This is a genomic window from Pseudomonas sp. SWRI50 (genome assembly GCF_014269095.1).
GTDB classification, from domain to species: domain Bacteria; phylum Pseudomonadota; class Gammaproteobacteria; order Pseudomonadales; family Pseudomonadaceae; genus Aquipseudomonas; species Aquipseudomonas kermanshahensis.
Genome location: NZ_JABWRW010000044.1, coordinates 1 through 15,538, shown reverse-complemented (window position 1 = coordinate 15,538; position 15,538 = coordinate 1). Strand labels below are relative to the sequence as shown.

Below are 15,538 nucleotides of genomic sequence, written 5' to 3'. Positions count from 1 at the left end.
TCCCATCCCGAACTCAGTAGTGAAACGATGCATCGCCGATGGTAGTGTGGGGTTTCCCCATGTGAGAGTAGGTCATCGTCAAGATTCATTTCGCAAAACCCCTATCTGCGCAAGCAGGTAGGGGTTTTGTCTTTAAGTAGAAGCCATAGAAATTCGCGGGCACGTCTTGAAGACGGGCCGGCACACAGAATTTCTTGACGACCATAGAGCATTGGAACCACCTGATCCCATCCCGAACTCAGCAGTGAAACGATGCATCGCCGATGGTAGTGTGGGGTTTCCCCATGTGAGAGTAGGTCATCGTCAAGATTCAAACCCAAAGCCCCTGTCTGCGATGCAGACAGGGGCTTTGTCTTTTCCGGTCAGAATTGATAGCTGACTGTAGCGCTTACGTTTCGCTCTTCACCCATGTAGCAGTAGTTCAGGCTGGCACATGAGGTGATGTAGCTTTCGTTGGTCAGGTTGTTCGCATTCAGGCGCACATCCACCCCGGTGAGGCCGACCTTGCCCAGGTCATACCCGATCGAAGCGTCAAACAGCGTGTAAGAGGGCACCTTCATGCTGTTTTCCGCATCAACCCAGCTATACCCCACATAGCGCATCCCGCCGCCCAGTCGCAGGCCGTCCAGCGCCCCCTGCCGGAAGTTGTAGTCGGCCCACAGCGAAAACATCTGCTTGGGCGCCTGGGTGGGCGAATTACCCTTGTTGTCCAACTGGGTCGACACCAGGCTCGGCATCGTCTTGGCGTACTCGATGTCGGTAAAGGTGTAGCCGGCCAACAGCTTGAGGTTATCAGTCAGCTGAACATGGGCCTCCAGCTCCAGCCCTTGTGAGCGAACTTCACCCACAGGGCGATAGAACTCTTCGTTCGGTTGTTTGGAGGCAAGGTTCTCTTGCTCGATGCGGAACACCGAGGCGGTGAACAGGTTGTCACTGCCTGGCGGCTGGTACTTGATACCTGCTTCCCACTGGGTGCCCTCGGTTGGCGCCAGTGGGCGGCCATCCTGGTCGGACACGGTATTGGGGTTGAACGACTCCGAGTAGCTGACATAAGGCGCCAGGCCATTCTCGAACAAGTAGAGCACGCCTGCTCGGGTGGTGAACTTGGTGCGCTCGTCATTGACCTTGGTGTTGCTGTCGCGGTTTTCCTCAGAAACCTTCACCCAGTCCTGACGCAGCCCCAGCGAGAAGCGCCACTGGTCGAGCTCGACCAGGTCCTGCAAATACACCCCTGTCTGCTGCAGGCGACGCTGGTAGCGGTTCTCGCCGAGTACCTGCAGGTTGCCATTGCCATATTGAGGGTTGCCGGCATCCAGCGCATCCACCGTGCCGTAGCGCCATTCCACGTCGGCTTTGCGGCGTTGATAGTCGGTGCCAAGCAGCAAGGTATGCTTGGCCGCACCGGTGAAGAACTCTGCCTGCAGCATGTTATCGATGATGTAGGAGTGCAGGCGCTCGTCGCCGCCGGTATAGGCGCGGTTGAGGATATTGCTGTCGGCATCTGCCCAGCCGGCCGAATACACCTGGTCCATCGAGACATCAGAGTCCTGGTAGCGGAAGTTCTGTCGGGCGGTGAACACGTCGTTGAAACGGTGCTCGAACTGGTAGCTGAACGACTGCTGAGTGCGTTCGTAGTTGTCGATCCCAGGCTCGCCTTCAAAGAAGTGGTCTGACAGACGCAGCCCGTTGCGCTTGTGCAGCATGCCGTCTGCCGGGTTACCGCCGTGGTACCCACCATTGGGGTCATGCTGCAGATACGCCTGGAGCGTCAGCGATGTGTCTTCGGTGAAGTCGATGCTGATAGCCGGCGCTATGGCGTAGCGTTCTTCCTTGTTGTGGTCGAACTGGGTATCAGCGCTATCGGCCAAACCTGTCAGGCGATAGGCGATACGTTTGTCGTCATCGACCGGGCCGCTGAAGTCGAAACCCATGCCACGCTGGCCCTGGGTGCCGACTGTGGCCTGCACTTGATGGAATGGCGTGAACAGTGGCTTTTTGGTGGTCAGTGCCACCAGGCCCCCTGGGGAGCTGCGGCCATAGAGTACCGAAGACGGCCCTTTCAGGATGTCGATGCGCTCAAGGAAGTACGGGTCCACTTGCATGGTGCTGTAGGTGCCGTTGTCACCCATGGATTTCAGGCCATCGACGTAGATGTTGTCTACCGAGCCGTCGTTGAAGCCGCGCATGGCCACATAGTCGTAGCGGTGCGTGGCGCCATAGGGGTTGGTCAACACACCTGGCGTATAGCGCATGGCCTGGGCAACGGTCTGCGAGCCCTGGTCGTCCATCTGTTGACGGGTGACCACCGAAACCGACTGTGAGGTTTCCACCAACGGCATGCTGGTCTTGGTGGCCACCTGGCTGTGCGTGGCGTTGTAGCCGTCCATGCTGCCCAGGGCATTACCCAGGGTAAAACTGCGCACGTCGGTGTCTGGCAACGACAAGGCGGCCTCTTCAGGCTGGGCCCGCAGCACGTAGCTGTGCCCACCCTGGCTGACGGCTTCCAGGCCGCTGCCATTGAGCAGTTGGCGCAGGGCCTGATCAGGCGAGTAATGCCCTTGCAAGCCATTGGACTGCAACCCGTTGGTCAACTGCGGCGTGCTCGACAGGGTGATCCCCGCCTGGCGGGCAAACTGGTTGAGTACATCGTTCAGTTCCCCACCCGGGATCGCGTACTGCTGGCTAACCTGGGGCGCTTCGGCGGCCAGAGCATGGAGGGGCAGGGTGGACATGCCCAAGGCTGTGCCGAACACAGCTGCCTGGACTGCTTTGCGCAGAGTGGCTGAATTCAAGACAGGTCGAAAATCATTCTCGTTGGGCGCGCGTGTGTGTGGTGAGGCGATGGGCATGAAAGAGTCCGTTGAAGGGTGGGAGGGCAGAAGACGATGCTTACTGTCCTAGCCGGATCGGCACCCAAAACCCGCCAAAAAGATCAGCGCTTGGGTGAGGTCAGGCAACCTGCTCCACACGTATCCACCAGCGCGTGCGTTGACGAATCCTCACCGGCAGCGTTTGTGGAAGCAATTGCAGCAGCTGCTCAGGGTCCTCGAGGCGGAACACACCTGACAGGCGTAAATCGGCAATCTCATCGCTGCAACCCAGGTAGCCGTGGCGATAACGGCTCACCTGTTCAAGAAAGTCGCGCAAGCGCATGTCGCGGGTAACGATCAGCCCTTCGCTCCAGGCAGCTGGGTCCATGGCCACGCTCTCCAGGCGTTGTGCGCCCTGTGTGTCCAGGCGCCAGTGCTGGCCGCTGGCAATCCACTGCACTTGACCGTTCCCCGGCCGGTGTATCGCCACGTGGCCGTGGCTGACGCTGACCTGCGTGCAGTCTCGCTCCTGGCGCACCACAAAGCGCCCGTCGAAACCTTCGAGCAGGCCATCTTGCGTCTGTACCAGCAGAGGGCGAGCCTGGTTCGGTACGTCACTGCACGTGAGCATCAGCTCCCCATATCTGAGGCGGAGCAAGCGCTGCTGATCGTCGAAAGCGAGGTCTACCGCACTGTGCGTGTTGAGTTGCATCAGCGAGCCATCGGGCAGCCGGAAGCTGCGCCGTTCGCCCGTGGCAGTCGCGTAGTCCGCTGCCCATCCGCTGACGGTATCGAGGTCTTTGGCCAGCCATGTCGCCGAGCCCGCCATGGCGGCGCAGCCAAGCAACTTGAGCGCCTGGCGACGGTGCAGGCGCCGCTGGCTGGTTTCCAAGGTCTGCAGGGCAACCCCCGCGCCGGGGATGGCGCGCAGGTCAAGGTCCTGATGCAGGTGAACGACCCGTTGCCAGGCCAGTTCGTGCTCGTGCCGTGCGCTACGCCACTGCTCGCATTGCTGCAGCAGCACGGGGCTATTGCCGCTTTCTCGTAGCCTGAGCATCCACTGAATGGCTTGCTTGACCGCTTTGGCGGAGGGAGCGGCGGCTGTCATCGCTCGTCTTCAAAGCGCAGCAGGTAGCAATGATAAAGCGCATCAGCAATGTAGCGCTCCACAGTGCGCACCGAGATACCCATCTGCTCGGCGATCGCCTGGTGTTTCAGCCCTTCGCACTGGGCCAGCAGAAAAGCGCGGCGCACCTTTGGCTTGAGGCCATCGAGCATGCGAGCGATACGCTCCAGCAGTTCGAGCAGCACCTCGCGGGTTTCCGCCGAGGGTGCCGAAGCTTCCGGCAGGTGGGCCAAGGCTTCAAGGTAAGCCCGGTGCAATTCTTCACGGCGCCAGTGATCGATCACCAGCCCGCGCGCCACGGTGCGCAAGAAGGCCCTTGGCGTATTGAGCTGTACCTGCTCGCCACGCTGTAACAGCCGGACGAACGTGTCCTGGGCCAGGTCTGCGGCATCGGCGGCGTTACCCAGCTTGCTACGCAGCCAGGCATGCAACCAGCCGTGGTGGTCACTGTAGAGCGTTTGCACGGAGTCATTGGAAGGCATGGAGGGGGGCGCTGGCTTCAATGGACATAAATGATAATTAGTCTCATTGTTTGCGGAGCCCGTTTATTTTGCAACAGGCTGATGTCGGGCGACCGGCTATCCCGCTCAGAACCGGTTATCGCCCTAGCTGTGAATCCAGATACTGCCTGATAACACGCGCCCCTGAGTTCAAGTGCTGCTCAAGCACCGCGACCGCTTCATCCACCAGCTTGTCGCTGGCCGCATCCACCAGCGCGTTGTGATCGTCCTGGGTGAGCTTGCCCAGCCCCATCGACGAAAGATGGAAGCGCAGAAAGCGCTCTTCTTCGTTCAGTTCGTTCTCGATCAGGCGCAGTAACTTCTTGTTCGGCGCCTTGCTGTACAGCGCCATGTGGAACAGGCGGTTGAGGCGGCCGATTTCGGCGTGACGGGTTTCGTTTTCCAGTTGCTGGATATACCCGCGCGCGCGGGCGATGTCATCGGCATCGAGCAACGGAATGGACTGGCGCAGGGCCTCGCTTTCGAGCAGAACACGCAGGGCGTAGGTGTCCACCGCGTCTTCGCCAATCAAGGGCGCAACCACTGCGCCCTTGTGCATCTCCACGTTCAACAGCGATTGCGCTTCGAGCTGGCGCAAGGCCTCGCGCACGGGCATGCGGCTGACCCCGAACAAGGTGGCAAGCTCTTGCTGACGCACGGCAGTACCTGGCGGCAGACGACCATCAAGAATGGCGCTGCGCAGGCGCTCCTCGATAACAGCACGTGCCATGTGTGGGGATAGCTGTTCGCTAGCCAGCACGTTGCTCAGTTTGATTTTCTCGGCCACGCGGAGTCTGCCTCGACGATAAGAAAAGTTGGATCCAATGACACTAGTAACAGGCAAGGGGGCTTGTCAAACCGTCGACCGCACTGGAGCGGCCGACCCAAGGCCGCGGCTATGGTGTATGAAGTCGCTTGGCAAAGGAAGCGGTACATAGAACGAGATAGCCATAAAGTCAGTATGGCCCGACCATTGGCTGCGTGATTGCAGGGTGCCATTGTTTTTTGCACGGGCAGGCCGCACCATCGCTGCTTTCGACGGGTCTGAACAGGTCTTCGCAGTGGCGATATCCTGGATGTTCAAAACCGCTGTGCGACGTGTCGGCCTTGCCGCGCTGCTGGGTAGCTTGCTACTGGGCGGCTTGCACGCGGACTGGGATTTTTCCCAGATCAGCCGCCAGTCGCAGGCGCTGTATGGCCCGCTTGGCGCGGGGCAGGGGCGTATCGACGCCTGGCAGAACCTGATGGCCACGCAGAAACAGGGCAGTGAGCTGGAACGGCTGCAAGTGGTCAATCGCTTCTTCAACCAGCAATTGCGCTACGTCGAAGACATCGACTTGTGGCATGAGGTCGATTACTGGGCCACGCCGGTCCAGGCCCTGATCAAGGGGGCCGGTGATTGCGAGGACTACGCTATTGCCAAGTATTTCAGTCTGCGACGTATGGGCATCCCCAGCGAGAAGCTGCGCATCACCTACGTCAAGGCGCTGCGGCAGAACCGGGCGCACATGGTACTGACCTATTATGCCAGCCCACAGGCTCAGCCGTTGGTGCTCGACAGCCTGATGGATGCCATCAAGCCGGCGAGCCAGCGCCCCGACTTGCTGCCGGTGTACGCCTTCAATGGCGAGGGCTTGTGGCTGACAGGCGCCGCCGGCAACAAGAAGGTCGGCGATACCAAGCGCCTGTCACGTTGGCAGGATTTGCTGAAGAAAATGCAGGCCGAAGGGTTCCCGGCCGAGCCGGTTTACTGAAGGAGCACAGATGTCACTGTTCAAACAATTGCTGTTGGCCATTTGCCTGTTCCTGGTGGTCGCTTTCAGCGGCAGCTTCATGGTCAGCCTGGAGAGCTCGCGCAGCCAGTACGTCAACCAGCTGCGTTCGCACGCCCAGGACGCGGCCACTGCCTTGGCGCTGTCGCTGACGCCTAACATCGACGACCCGGCGATGGTCGAACTGATGGTCAGCTCGATCTTCGACAGTGGCTACTATGCGAGCATCAAGGTTGTCGACCTGGGCTCCAATGCCGTGCTGGTGGAGCGCCACGCCGAGCCCGACCCAGGGGGTGTGCCGGCCTGGTTCGTCCACCTCATCGGCCTTGAAGCCGCAGGTGGGGATGCCATCGTTAGCCGTGGCTGGCAGCAGGCGGCGCGGGTGGAGGTGATCAGCCATCCGATGTTCGCCATTGCCAAGCTCTGGCAGAGTGCGTTGGGCAGCCTGGGTTGGTTGTTGCTGTGCGGTGCCGCCAGCGCGGTGCTCGGCGCCTTGTTGCTGCGTCGGCAATTGCGGCCGCTGGATTACATGGTCGAGCAATCCCATGCCATCGCTCGGCGCGAATTCCTCAGCCTGCCAGACCTGCCGCGCACCCCTGAGCTGCGCCGTGTGGTGCAGGCAATGAACCAGATGGTCGAGAAGCTCAAGGCATTGTTTACCGAGCAGGCCGAGCGCAGTGAGCGGCTGCGTGCAGAGTCCTACCAGGACAGTCTCACCGGCTTGTCCAACCGCCGCTATTTCGAGATGCAACTGAATACGCGCGTCAGCAACCTGGAAGAGGCGCGCGCCGGTTACTTGCTGTTGCTGCGGGTTCAGGGCCTGGCAGGCCTTAACGCGCGCCTGGGCGGGCAGCGCACCGATCAGCTGTTGCAGGCAGTGGGTGAGCAGCTGCGCCGCACCTGTGCGAGCTACCCGGAGACCAAAGACCTGATCTCGCGCAGCCGTGGGGGCGAGTTCGCCGTGCTGGCGCCGGGCATGGTGCATGAAGAAGCGGTACAGCTTGCCCAGGCCCTGGAGGCGACACTGCAGAGTCTGCACGAGACGGGCGCCAGTGATGTCGACCCGGTGGCATGCATCGGCCTTGCGCCGTTTACCCCCGGCGATGCGCCGCAGGCATTGCTGAAGCTCGCCGACGAGGCCCTGGCGCGTGCCGAAAACCAGCCTGCGCCGGGCTGGGTGTGCCTTGAACAGGGTGCGGCCGCGGTGGCCGGTGATAGCCATCATGCCTGGCATGAGCGGCTCGACCAGGCCTTCGTCAATGGGCAATTCGAACTGTTCTTCCAGCCGGTGGTGGACTGCGGCACAGGGCAACGGGTACTGCACCACAAAGTGATCTCGCGTTTGCACGATGAGCAGGGCGAGGCATTGCCGGCCGGGCGCTTCTTGCCTTGGCTGGAGCGCTTTGGCTGGATGCCGCGCCTGGATCTGCTGGTGCTGGAAAAGGTGCTTGCCCACCTGCGCACTCATGATCAGGTGCTGGCGCTGAACCTGTCCGCTGCAACCTTGGCCGACCCCAAGGCGCTGCAACGCGTCTACGAGCTGTTGAGCCAGCATGCGGCGCTGGGCCCACGCCTGACATTCGAGATCGGCGAAGAGCAATTGCCCGAACAGTCAGCCCTCGAACAGCTGACCCGGCGCCTGCACGCGCATGGCTTCGGGCTGGCGCTGCAGCGCTTTGGCGGGCGGTTCAGCATGATTGGCAACCTGGCGCACCTGGGCCTTGCGTACCTGAAGATCGATGGTAGCTATATCCGTAACATCGACCATGAACAACACAAGCGCCTGTTCATCGAAGCGATACAGCGCGCGGCGCACAGCATCGACCTGCCGTTGATTGCTGAACGGGTCGAGACGGAAGGGGAAAGGTTGGTGCTGCGGGAAATGGGCGTGGGTGGTATTCAGGGGCAGTTGGTGGGTGAGCCCGCACCCTGGCGCTGAACGGGTAGGAGCAGCCTTGTGCTGCGAAGAGGCCAGCGGCAGCACAGAAGATTCTCGGTACTGCCACTGGCCTCTTCGCAGCACAAGGCTGCTCCTACCGGGATTGCGTAAGACTCAACGCTCGCGCAAGGCTTCCGACCGCGCCTTCATGATCGGCTTGAGCAAGTAGCTCATGATGGTCTTCTTGCCCGTCATGATATCCACCGTCGCCACCATCCCGGGGATGATCAGCAGCGGCTTCTCGTCGGTGCCCAAGTGGCTGCGGTCGGTGCGCAACTTGATCAGGTAGTACGTGGTCTTCTTGTCTTCATCGGTGATGGTGTCGGCACCGATCTGTTCCAGCTTGGCCTTCAGGCCACCGTAGATGGTGTAGTCATAGGCGGTGAACTTGACGGTCGCCTCCTGCCCAGGGTGCAGGAAGGCAATGTCCTTGGGCAGGATCTTCGCCTCGATGACCAGTGTGTCGTCCAGCGGCACCACTTCGACGATGTCGCTACCCGGCTGGATGACCCCGCCGATGGTGTTGACCAGCAGCTGCTTGACGATACCGCGTACCGGCGAGGTGACCATGGTGCGGTGTACCCGGTCATCCAACGCCTTGCTGGTGGCAGTGGCCTTGTTGAGCTCGGTGCGGGCCTCGTTGAGCTGGGTCAGCGCCTCGCTACGGAACTTGCCGCGGGTCTCCTCGACCTTGCTCTGCACTTCGCGGATGGCCGCCTCGGCGCGCGGGATGGCCAGCGCGGTGGAGTCCATCTGGCCACGGTTCTCCACTTCGGCACGGCGCAGGCGCAGCACTTCGACCTGGGAAATCGCGCCCTGGGCCACCAGCGGCTCGGACATCGCGATTTCCTGACGCAGCAGTTGCAGGCTGTTGGCGTACTGGGCGCGCTTGGAGGTGTACTCGCGCAGCTCTTGCTGGCGCTGTACCAACTGCTGCTGCAGGCCGCCGATTTCGTCCTGCAGTTGCTGGCGCCGGCTCAGGTACAGCGACTCTTCGTTGGCTGCCTGGTTGGGCGCTGCCTTGCGCAGTTCTTCATCGATTTTCAGCGGGCGGTCTTCGACCTCGGCACTCAGGCGTTCGACACGCAGCGCCATGGCCAGGCGGTCGGCCTCGGTTTCACCGACGTTGGAGGCGAAGCGGGTTTCGTCCAGGCGCAGCAAGGGCTGGCCGACTTCGACGATTTGCCCTTCCTTGGCATAGATCTCGGCGATGATGCCGCCCTCAAGGTTCTGGATCTTCTGCACCTTGGAGGACGGAATGGCCTTGCCTTCGCCGCGCGTGACCTCATCGATCGGCGCGACGCTGGCCCAGACGATCATGAACACGAAAAACGCGATCACACCCCAGATGGTCAGGCGAACCACCCGTGGCGCGTCCTCGATCAGCGCCTTGTTGACCTCAGGCAGTGGCTGCCCGCCAAGCGAGTCGGAGCCTTTGAAGTAGCGCCGCAGGCCATCCTTGAATTGCCCCATATCGAGCTTATGCAACACTGATCTGCCCCTTCTTCAGCGCATCCATGACCGCGGCTTTCGGGCCGTCGGCGACAATCTGCCCGCGATCGATCACGATCAGCCGGTCCACCAGCGACAGCAACGAGGCGCGGTGGGTCACCAGCAGCACCGTCTTGTTTTCGATGACCGCCTGCAGGCGCTGCTTGAGGCGCTCTTCACCGGTGTTGTCCATGGCGCTGGTCGGTTCGTCGAGCAGCAGGATCTGTGGGTTGAGCAGCAATGCACGGCCCAGGGCGACGTTCTGCCGCTGGCCGCCGGAGAGGTTCTGGCCGCGCTCGCCCACCTGCAGCTCATAGCCGTCAGGGTGCAGCCTGGCAAACTCATGAACACCTGCCAGCTCTGCGGCCTGCAGGATCATTTCGTCTTCGATGTAGCGGGCGCCGCTGACCAGGTTGTCGCGCAGGGTGCCGGCCATCAGCTGGATGTCCTGGGGCACGTAGCCGATATTGTGGCGTAGCTCGCTGACGTCGATCTGGCGGATATCCACGCCATCGACCAGCAGCGACCCGCCGTCGGATCCATACAGGCCAACGATCAGCTTGGCCAACGAGCTCTTGCCCGAACCGCTACGGCCAATGATGCCCACCTTCTCGCCGGGGCGAATGGTCAGGTTGATGTTCTTGAGGGCCAGGTTCTGCTGGTTAGGGTAGGTGAAGTCCACCCCACGGAACTCGATGCTGCCCTGCAGCACCCGGCGGCTCAGTGGGCGTTCTTCGAAGTTGCGCTCCTGCGGCAGCTCCATCATGTGGTCGGTGGAGACCATGGTCACCTTGGCCTGCTGATAGCGGGCCAGCAAACCATTGAGCTGCCCCAGCGGGCCAAGGGCACGGCCGCTGAGCATGTAACAGGCGACCAGACCACCCATGCTCAGGTTGCCGTCGATGATCATGTAGACACCGACGCAAATCATCGCCACGCCAGCCAGTTGCTGGATCAGCAGGGTGATGTTCATCGCCAGGCTCGACAGCACCTTCACGCGCAGTTCCAGACGGCTGAGGGTGCCGAGCGTCTGTTCCCACATGTACTGGCGCTCGCTTTCGGCGTTGTTGACCTTGACCGCATCCAGGCCTGCCAGGGTCTCGATCAGGCTCGACTGGCGTTCCGAGGCCAGGGCCATGGTCCGCTCCATGGTCGCCATCAGCGGCCGTTGCAGGGCGTAACCGATGCCCAGGGCCAGCGGGAAGGCGATGATCGGGATCCACACCAGGTGCCCGCCAATCATGGCGATGACGATCAGGATCAGCAGCGTGAACGGCAGGTCGATGAGGCTGGTCAGGGTCAAAGAGGCGAGGAAGTCGCGTAAACCCTGGAACTCATGGATATTCTGGGCAAAGCTGCCGACCCGCGCCGGGCGGTACTTCATCGACATCCCGACAATGCGTTCGAACAAGGTCGCCGAGATGATCAGGTCGGTCTTCTTGCCGGCCAAGTCCAGGCAGAGGCCGCGCAGGCCCTTGAGGATCAGGTCGAAGAAGTAGGCCCCGGCGATACCGACGGCCAGTACCCAAAGGGTCGAGGTCGCCTGGTTGGGCACCACCCGGTCATACACGTTCATGACGAACAGCGGCGCTGCCAAGGCGATCAGGTTGATCACCAGGCTGGCGGCGATGGCGTCGATATACAGCCATTTGCTGCGCAGCAAGGTGTCGCGGAACCAGGATTTCGCGCGCGGGATGAGGTTGCCGTGGTTGACGTCGAACTTGTGCTGCGGCTGGGCGAAGAACACACGCCCGCTGTAGTCACTGAGCAGCGCTTCGCGGCTGACGTGCACCTCGCCACCATCGCTCTCGCTGAGCAGCAGGCGTGCGGTGTCTTCATTCTCCCAGCCCAGCAGGACGGCGCTGCGGCCTTCCTTGAGCAACAGCATGGCAGGCATTGCGATACTGGGGATCTGCTCCAGTTTACGCTGCAGCAGCCGCCCCTGCAGGCCGGCCCTGGCCGCCGCACGGGGCAGCAGCTCGGGGCTCAGGCGCTGCGCGGGCAGCGGCAGGCCGGTGGTCAGCATGACCCGGCTTGCAGGTTTCTGGTGCAGGACACACAGGCTCAGCAGACTATCCAGCAAGGGATCGTCATGCTGACTGCGTGGATCGTGGCTGAGTTGGACTCGACTGACTTCGGATTCCACGCGGCGCTCTCTTCATCCTTGCGGTGGGTGGGGCAGGGTGCGCTTCAGTTCAGGCCTGGTAGGCTCACCCTTGGTTTCAGATCGTTCTGCACAACGGTGGCCATCGGGGCTACGACACCCTGACTCTTGAGCAGTTGGCCAATGGTCGCCTTGATTCGATACTGAGTAAACAATTGTATGTTCTTCACTTCCACCAGGCGACGCTGGGCAGTGAAGGTTTCATTCTCGCTGTCGAGCAAGTCGAGCAGGGTTCGCTCGCCCAGGCTGAATTGCTGTTGGTAGGCGCTGCGCACACGGTTGCTGTGATCGACGTACTGCTGGGCGATCGGCAACTGGGCGTTGGCGTTCTCCTGAGCATTCCATGCCAGGCCCAACTCTTCATTGAGCTGACGCAAGGCATTGTTGCGGATATCCAGCGCCTGGTTGGACAGGTACGACTTGGACTCCAGGTCTGCCTTGTTGCTGCCGCCAGCATACAGGTTGAAGTTCATTCGCAGCATAGCCTGCCATTCGTTGTTATGGCCTGCTGTGCCGTCGATATTGTTATCCGCCGTTCGTCCGAGTTCTGCATCGAAACGGGGGTAGAAGGACGACTTTGCGGCCTCGTACTGTTTTTCTGCGGCGGCAACGTCTGATTCGGCCGAGCGCAGCACCGGGCTGCTTTCTACCAACTGTGTGCGGGCTTCCTCCAGCGTGGCCGGCAGCAGGTCGATGAACGGCGCCGGTGCGCTCAATTCATCGGGCATCTGGCCGACGACGCTGAGGTAATTGGTGCTGGCATCGGCCAGGTTGGTCTTCTCAGTGATCAAGTTGTTTTGCGCCTGCGCCAGGCGTGCCTCGGCCTGGTCCAGGTCAGCCAGGCGGCCGACGCCGCGGCTGGTGCGCAGTTTGATCTGATCCAGAATACGTTCGTGGTTGCTCAGGTTGTCTTCGGCCAGGCGCACCATCTCGCGCCGCGACAGCACATCCAGATACACCTGGGCGACGTCGAGTGCGGTGCGCTCGGAGGTGCCCATCAGGGAGTAGGCCCGGGCGTTGGCGGTGGCTTGTTGACGGTCGACTTCGTTTGACGTGGCAAAACCGTCAAAAACCATTTGGCGAAGACGGATTGCTGACTCACCTCTGTTCAGTGTGTCCCAGCGGTTACCGGTGCTCGGGCTATCGGTACCTTCGCGCCCATAGCCCGCCGTTACATCGACCCTCGGCAAGTAGCCGCCCTTGGCCGCGCGCAGCTGGTAATCCGCGGCCACGCGAGCATTCACGCCGGCCTGGATTTCCGGGTGTCGCTCAAGGGCTGTTTGCATGGCTTCGGGCAAGGATTGTGCTTGTACGAACGTGGCGGCTAGGGTGATGGGAAGAACGGTAAACAGTGACGCACGCATTTTTGGCGGGTTCCCGAAGGCGCAGTTGTCCTGAATCACGGTTGAGGTTTTCAGGGCCTGGAAAATGGCACCTGATCTGACCGATGAGCGAACTTCCGACGGGCACTGGATTAGTACTAAAGGAAGGGGTGGCAAAGGTGCAAATATCAATGTGACATTACATTGCCGATTGTTTAGGATGGCGAGTATAAGGTCAATAGTTTGGCAGATAGTTAATTCCAAACAGTTATAGACGGAATTTTGACGTCAAAAATCGTCAACACATCAATCTACACAGTTCCGCCTGAAGTGGCTTTAAAGAGCGCCGCTCTGGCAGGGAAGTACCCCAATCGGGTCACACGGAGAGTCCAATGAGCAGCGTTGTAGCCATCGTCAAAAGCATTGTCGGCCAGGTTATTGCGGTATCCCCAGAGGGCATCCGGCGTGTACTCATCGAAGGTGACCGCCTGTTGGCGGGTGAGGAAGTCCTCACCGGCCCAGGCGGCGCGGTAACCCTCGAGTTGGCCGACGGCCGTATGCTCGACCTGGGCCGTGACAGCCAGTGGAGCGCGGATGCGCCTTACAGCAGCGCCGACCTGAGCCAGGCCACTGCGCAGGCTGCACCGTCGGTGGAAGAGCTGCAGCAGGCGATCGCCGCGGGTGTCGACCCGACCACCGAGCTTGAAGCTACCGCAGCAGGCCCGGCAGCGGCGGGCGGTGGCGGTGCGCTGGGCGGTGGCCACAGCTTCGTCATGCTTGAGGAGACCGCAGGCCGGGTCGACCCGAGCATCGGCTTCCCGACCGGCCCGTTGGGCTTTGCCGCAGCGCTGGACAATGAAGACGTTGGCGCGGTGGACACCAGCAACAACAACCAGGTCATTCCGCCCACAACGGAGACCAACGTCTCCACCGCCCTTGTACTCAACGCCACCCCTTCCATCACCGAAGCGGGTGGCGTAATCGTTTACACCGCGACAGTTGGCCAGGCGCCGACGTCCAACCTGATCGTCACCCTGGCCAACGGCGCAGTGATCGTCATTCCGGCAGGGCAGACCAGCGGTAGCGTCAACGTCACCATCCCGGCCAATGACACGCCGTACATCGACGGTGGTCAGATTTCGACCACCGTAACCGGCACCACCGGTGGTAACGGTCTGATCGTGACCCTGCCGCAAACGCCGGCGGTTACGCAGATTACCGATACCATCGACACCACCACGGCGACCTTAACCGCCACCCCTTCGGTGACCGAAGGCGGCGTGATCACCTACACCGTGACCCTGAGCAACCCTGCCCAGACGCCGGTTACCGTGACCCTGTCCAATGGCCAAACGATCACCATTGAGCCTGGCAAGAGCCAGGGCAGTGTTGATTTCCAGACGCCGGCCAATGACGTTTACAACAATGGCTCGACCGTTAGCACCACCATCACCGGTGCTACTGGCGGTAACTTCGAGCAACTGACGCCTAACCCTGCGCCGGCCGAGACCACGATCAATGACTCGGTTGATGTCACTACCGCGACCCTGACTGCGTCGCCAAGCGTGACTGAAGGCGGCGTAATCACCTACACCGTGACCCTGAGCAATCCTGCCCAGACTCCGGTGACTGTGACCCTGTCGAACGGCCAGACCATCACCGTTGAAGCTGGCAAAACCCAGGGCAGCGTTGATTTCCAAACGCCGGCCAATGATGTCTACAACAACGGCTCGACCGTTAGCACCACCATCACCGGTGCCACCGGCGGTGACTTCGAGCAACTGACACCGAACCCGACCCCGGCGCAGACCACGATCAATGACTCGGTAGACGTCACCACCGCGACCCTGACCGCCAATCCATCGGTCACCGAAGGCGGCGTGATCACCTACACCGTGACCCTGAGCAATCCTGCCCAGACTCCGGTGACTGTGACCCTGTCGAACGGCCAGACCATCACCGTTGAAGCTGGCAAAACCCAGGGCAGCGTTGACTTCCAGACCCCGGCCAACGACGTCTACAACAACGGCTCGACCGTTAGCACCACCATCACCGGTGCCACCGGCGGTAACTTCGAGCAACTGACGCCGAACCCGACCCCGGCTCAAACCACGATCAATGATTCGGTAGACGTCACTACCGCGACCCTGACTGCCAATCCGTCAGTCACCGAAGGCGGCGTGATCACCTACACCGTGACCCTGAGCAACCCTGCCCAGACGCCGGTAACCGTGACCCTGTCGAACGGCCAGACCATCACCGTCGAAGCTGGCAAGACCCAGGGCAACGTTGATTTCCAAACGCCGGCCAACGACGTCTACAACAACGGCTCGACCGTTAGCACCACCATCACCGGTGCCACCGGCGGTAACTTCGAGCAACTGACGCCGAACCCGACCCCGGCTCAAACCACG

At 61.3% G+C, this 15,538-nt stretch carries 10 protein-coding genes and 2 rRNA genes; 5 read left to right on the top strand and 7 right to left on the bottom strand.

The features are described 5' to 3' along the window. Nucleotides 1-84, top strand: a 5S ribosomal RNA gene (gene rrf / locus HU750_RS27690); the annotation flags it as partial. 109 nt (nucleotides 85-193) lie between these two features. Then, nucleotides 194-309, top strand: a 5S ribosomal RNA gene (gene rrf / locus HU750_RS26675). Nucleotides 310-362: 53 nt separating this feature from the next. Here rrf (HU750_RS26675) and HU750_RS26670 read toward each other — a convergent pair. From HU750_RS26670 to HU750_RS26655, 4 genes are all read right to left on the bottom strand, one after another. Beyond that, complete coding sequence (locus tag HU750_RS26670) at nucleotides 363-2,732, bottom strand: TonB-dependent siderophore receptor (protein WP_238348954.1); 2,370 nt, start codon at nucleotides 2,730-2,732, stop codon at nucleotides 363-365. A 217-nt stretch (nucleotides 2,733-2,949) separates the two neighbouring features. Next, nucleotides 2,950-3,918: a FecR domain-containing protein gene (locus tag HU750_RS26665; protein WP_186683337.1), complete on the bottom strand. Its 969-nt coding sequence runs from the start codon at nucleotides 3,916-3,918 to the stop codon at nucleotides 2,950-2,952. Then, nucleotides 3,915-4,418, bottom strand: a complete 504-nt coding sequence (locus HU750_RS26660) for a sigma-70 family RNA polymerase sigma factor (RefSeq protein WP_099452576.1) — start codon at nucleotides 4,416-4,418, stop codon at nucleotides 3,915-3,917. The genes HU750_RS26665 and HU750_RS26660 overlap by 4 nt, the downstream gene beginning before the upstream one ends. A gap of 115 nt (nucleotides 4,419-4,533) precedes the next feature. Then, nucleotides 4,534-5,223: a GntR family transcriptional regulator gene (locus HU750_RS26655; protein WP_027595476.1), complete on the bottom strand. Its 690-nt coding sequence runs from the start codon at nucleotides 5,221-5,223 to the stop codon at nucleotides 4,534-4,536. A gap of 205 nt (nucleotides 5,224-5,428) precedes the next feature. Here HU750_RS26655 and lapG point away from each other — a divergent pair, with 205 nt between their 5' ends. Both lapG and lapD read left to right on the top strand, forming a co-directional pair. After that, nucleotides 5,429-6,190, top strand: a complete 762-nt coding sequence (lapG, locus tag HU750_RS26650) for a cysteine protease LapG (protein WP_172960332.1) — start codon at nucleotides 5,429-5,431, stop codon at nucleotides 6,188-6,190. A gap of 10 nt (nucleotides 6,191-6,200) precedes the next feature. Further along, complete coding sequence (lapD, locus tag HU750_RS26645; protein WP_027595478.1) at nucleotides 6,201-8,147, top strand: cyclic di-GMP receptor LapD; 1,947 nt, start codon at nucleotides 6,201-6,203, stop codon at nucleotides 8,145-8,147. A 114-nt stretch (nucleotides 8,148-8,261) separates the two neighbouring features. Here lapD and HU750_RS26640 read toward each other — a convergent pair whose 3' ends face one another. The 3 genes from HU750_RS26640 to HU750_RS26630 are packed head-to-tail and all read right to left on the bottom strand — an operon-like array spanning nucleotide 8,262 to nucleotide 13,166. Continuing rightward, nucleotides 8,262-9,620, bottom strand: a complete 1,359-nt coding sequence (locus HU750_RS26640) for an HlyD family type I secretion periplasmic adaptor subunit (RefSeq protein WP_186683338.1) — start codon at nucleotides 9,618-9,620, stop codon at nucleotides 8,262-8,264. 7 nt (nucleotides 9,621-9,627) lie between these two features. Beyond that, nucleotides 9,628-11,784 (bottom strand): type I secretion system permease/ATPase, encoded by a 2,157-nt coding sequence (locus HU750_RS26635; RefSeq protein WP_186683335.1) that lies wholly within the window; start codon nucleotides 11,782-11,784, stop codon nucleotides 9,628-9,630. Between the two features lie 44 nt (nucleotides 11,785-11,828). After that, on the bottom strand, nucleotides 11,829-13,166 hold the full coding sequence (locus tag HU750_RS26630; protein ID WP_099452579.1) for a TolC family outer membrane protein: 1,338 nt from the start codon (nucleotides 13,164-13,166) through the stop codon (nucleotides 11,829-11,831). Nucleotides 13,167-13,516: 350 nt separating this feature from the next. On the opposite strand from HU750_RS26630, the gene HU750_RS26625 reads away from it, so the two are divergent. Then, a partial coding sequence (locus tag HU750_RS26625; RefSeq protein ID WP_186683333.1) for a retention module-containing protein occupies nucleotides 13,517-15,538 on the top strand: 2,022 nt, incomplete at its 3' end.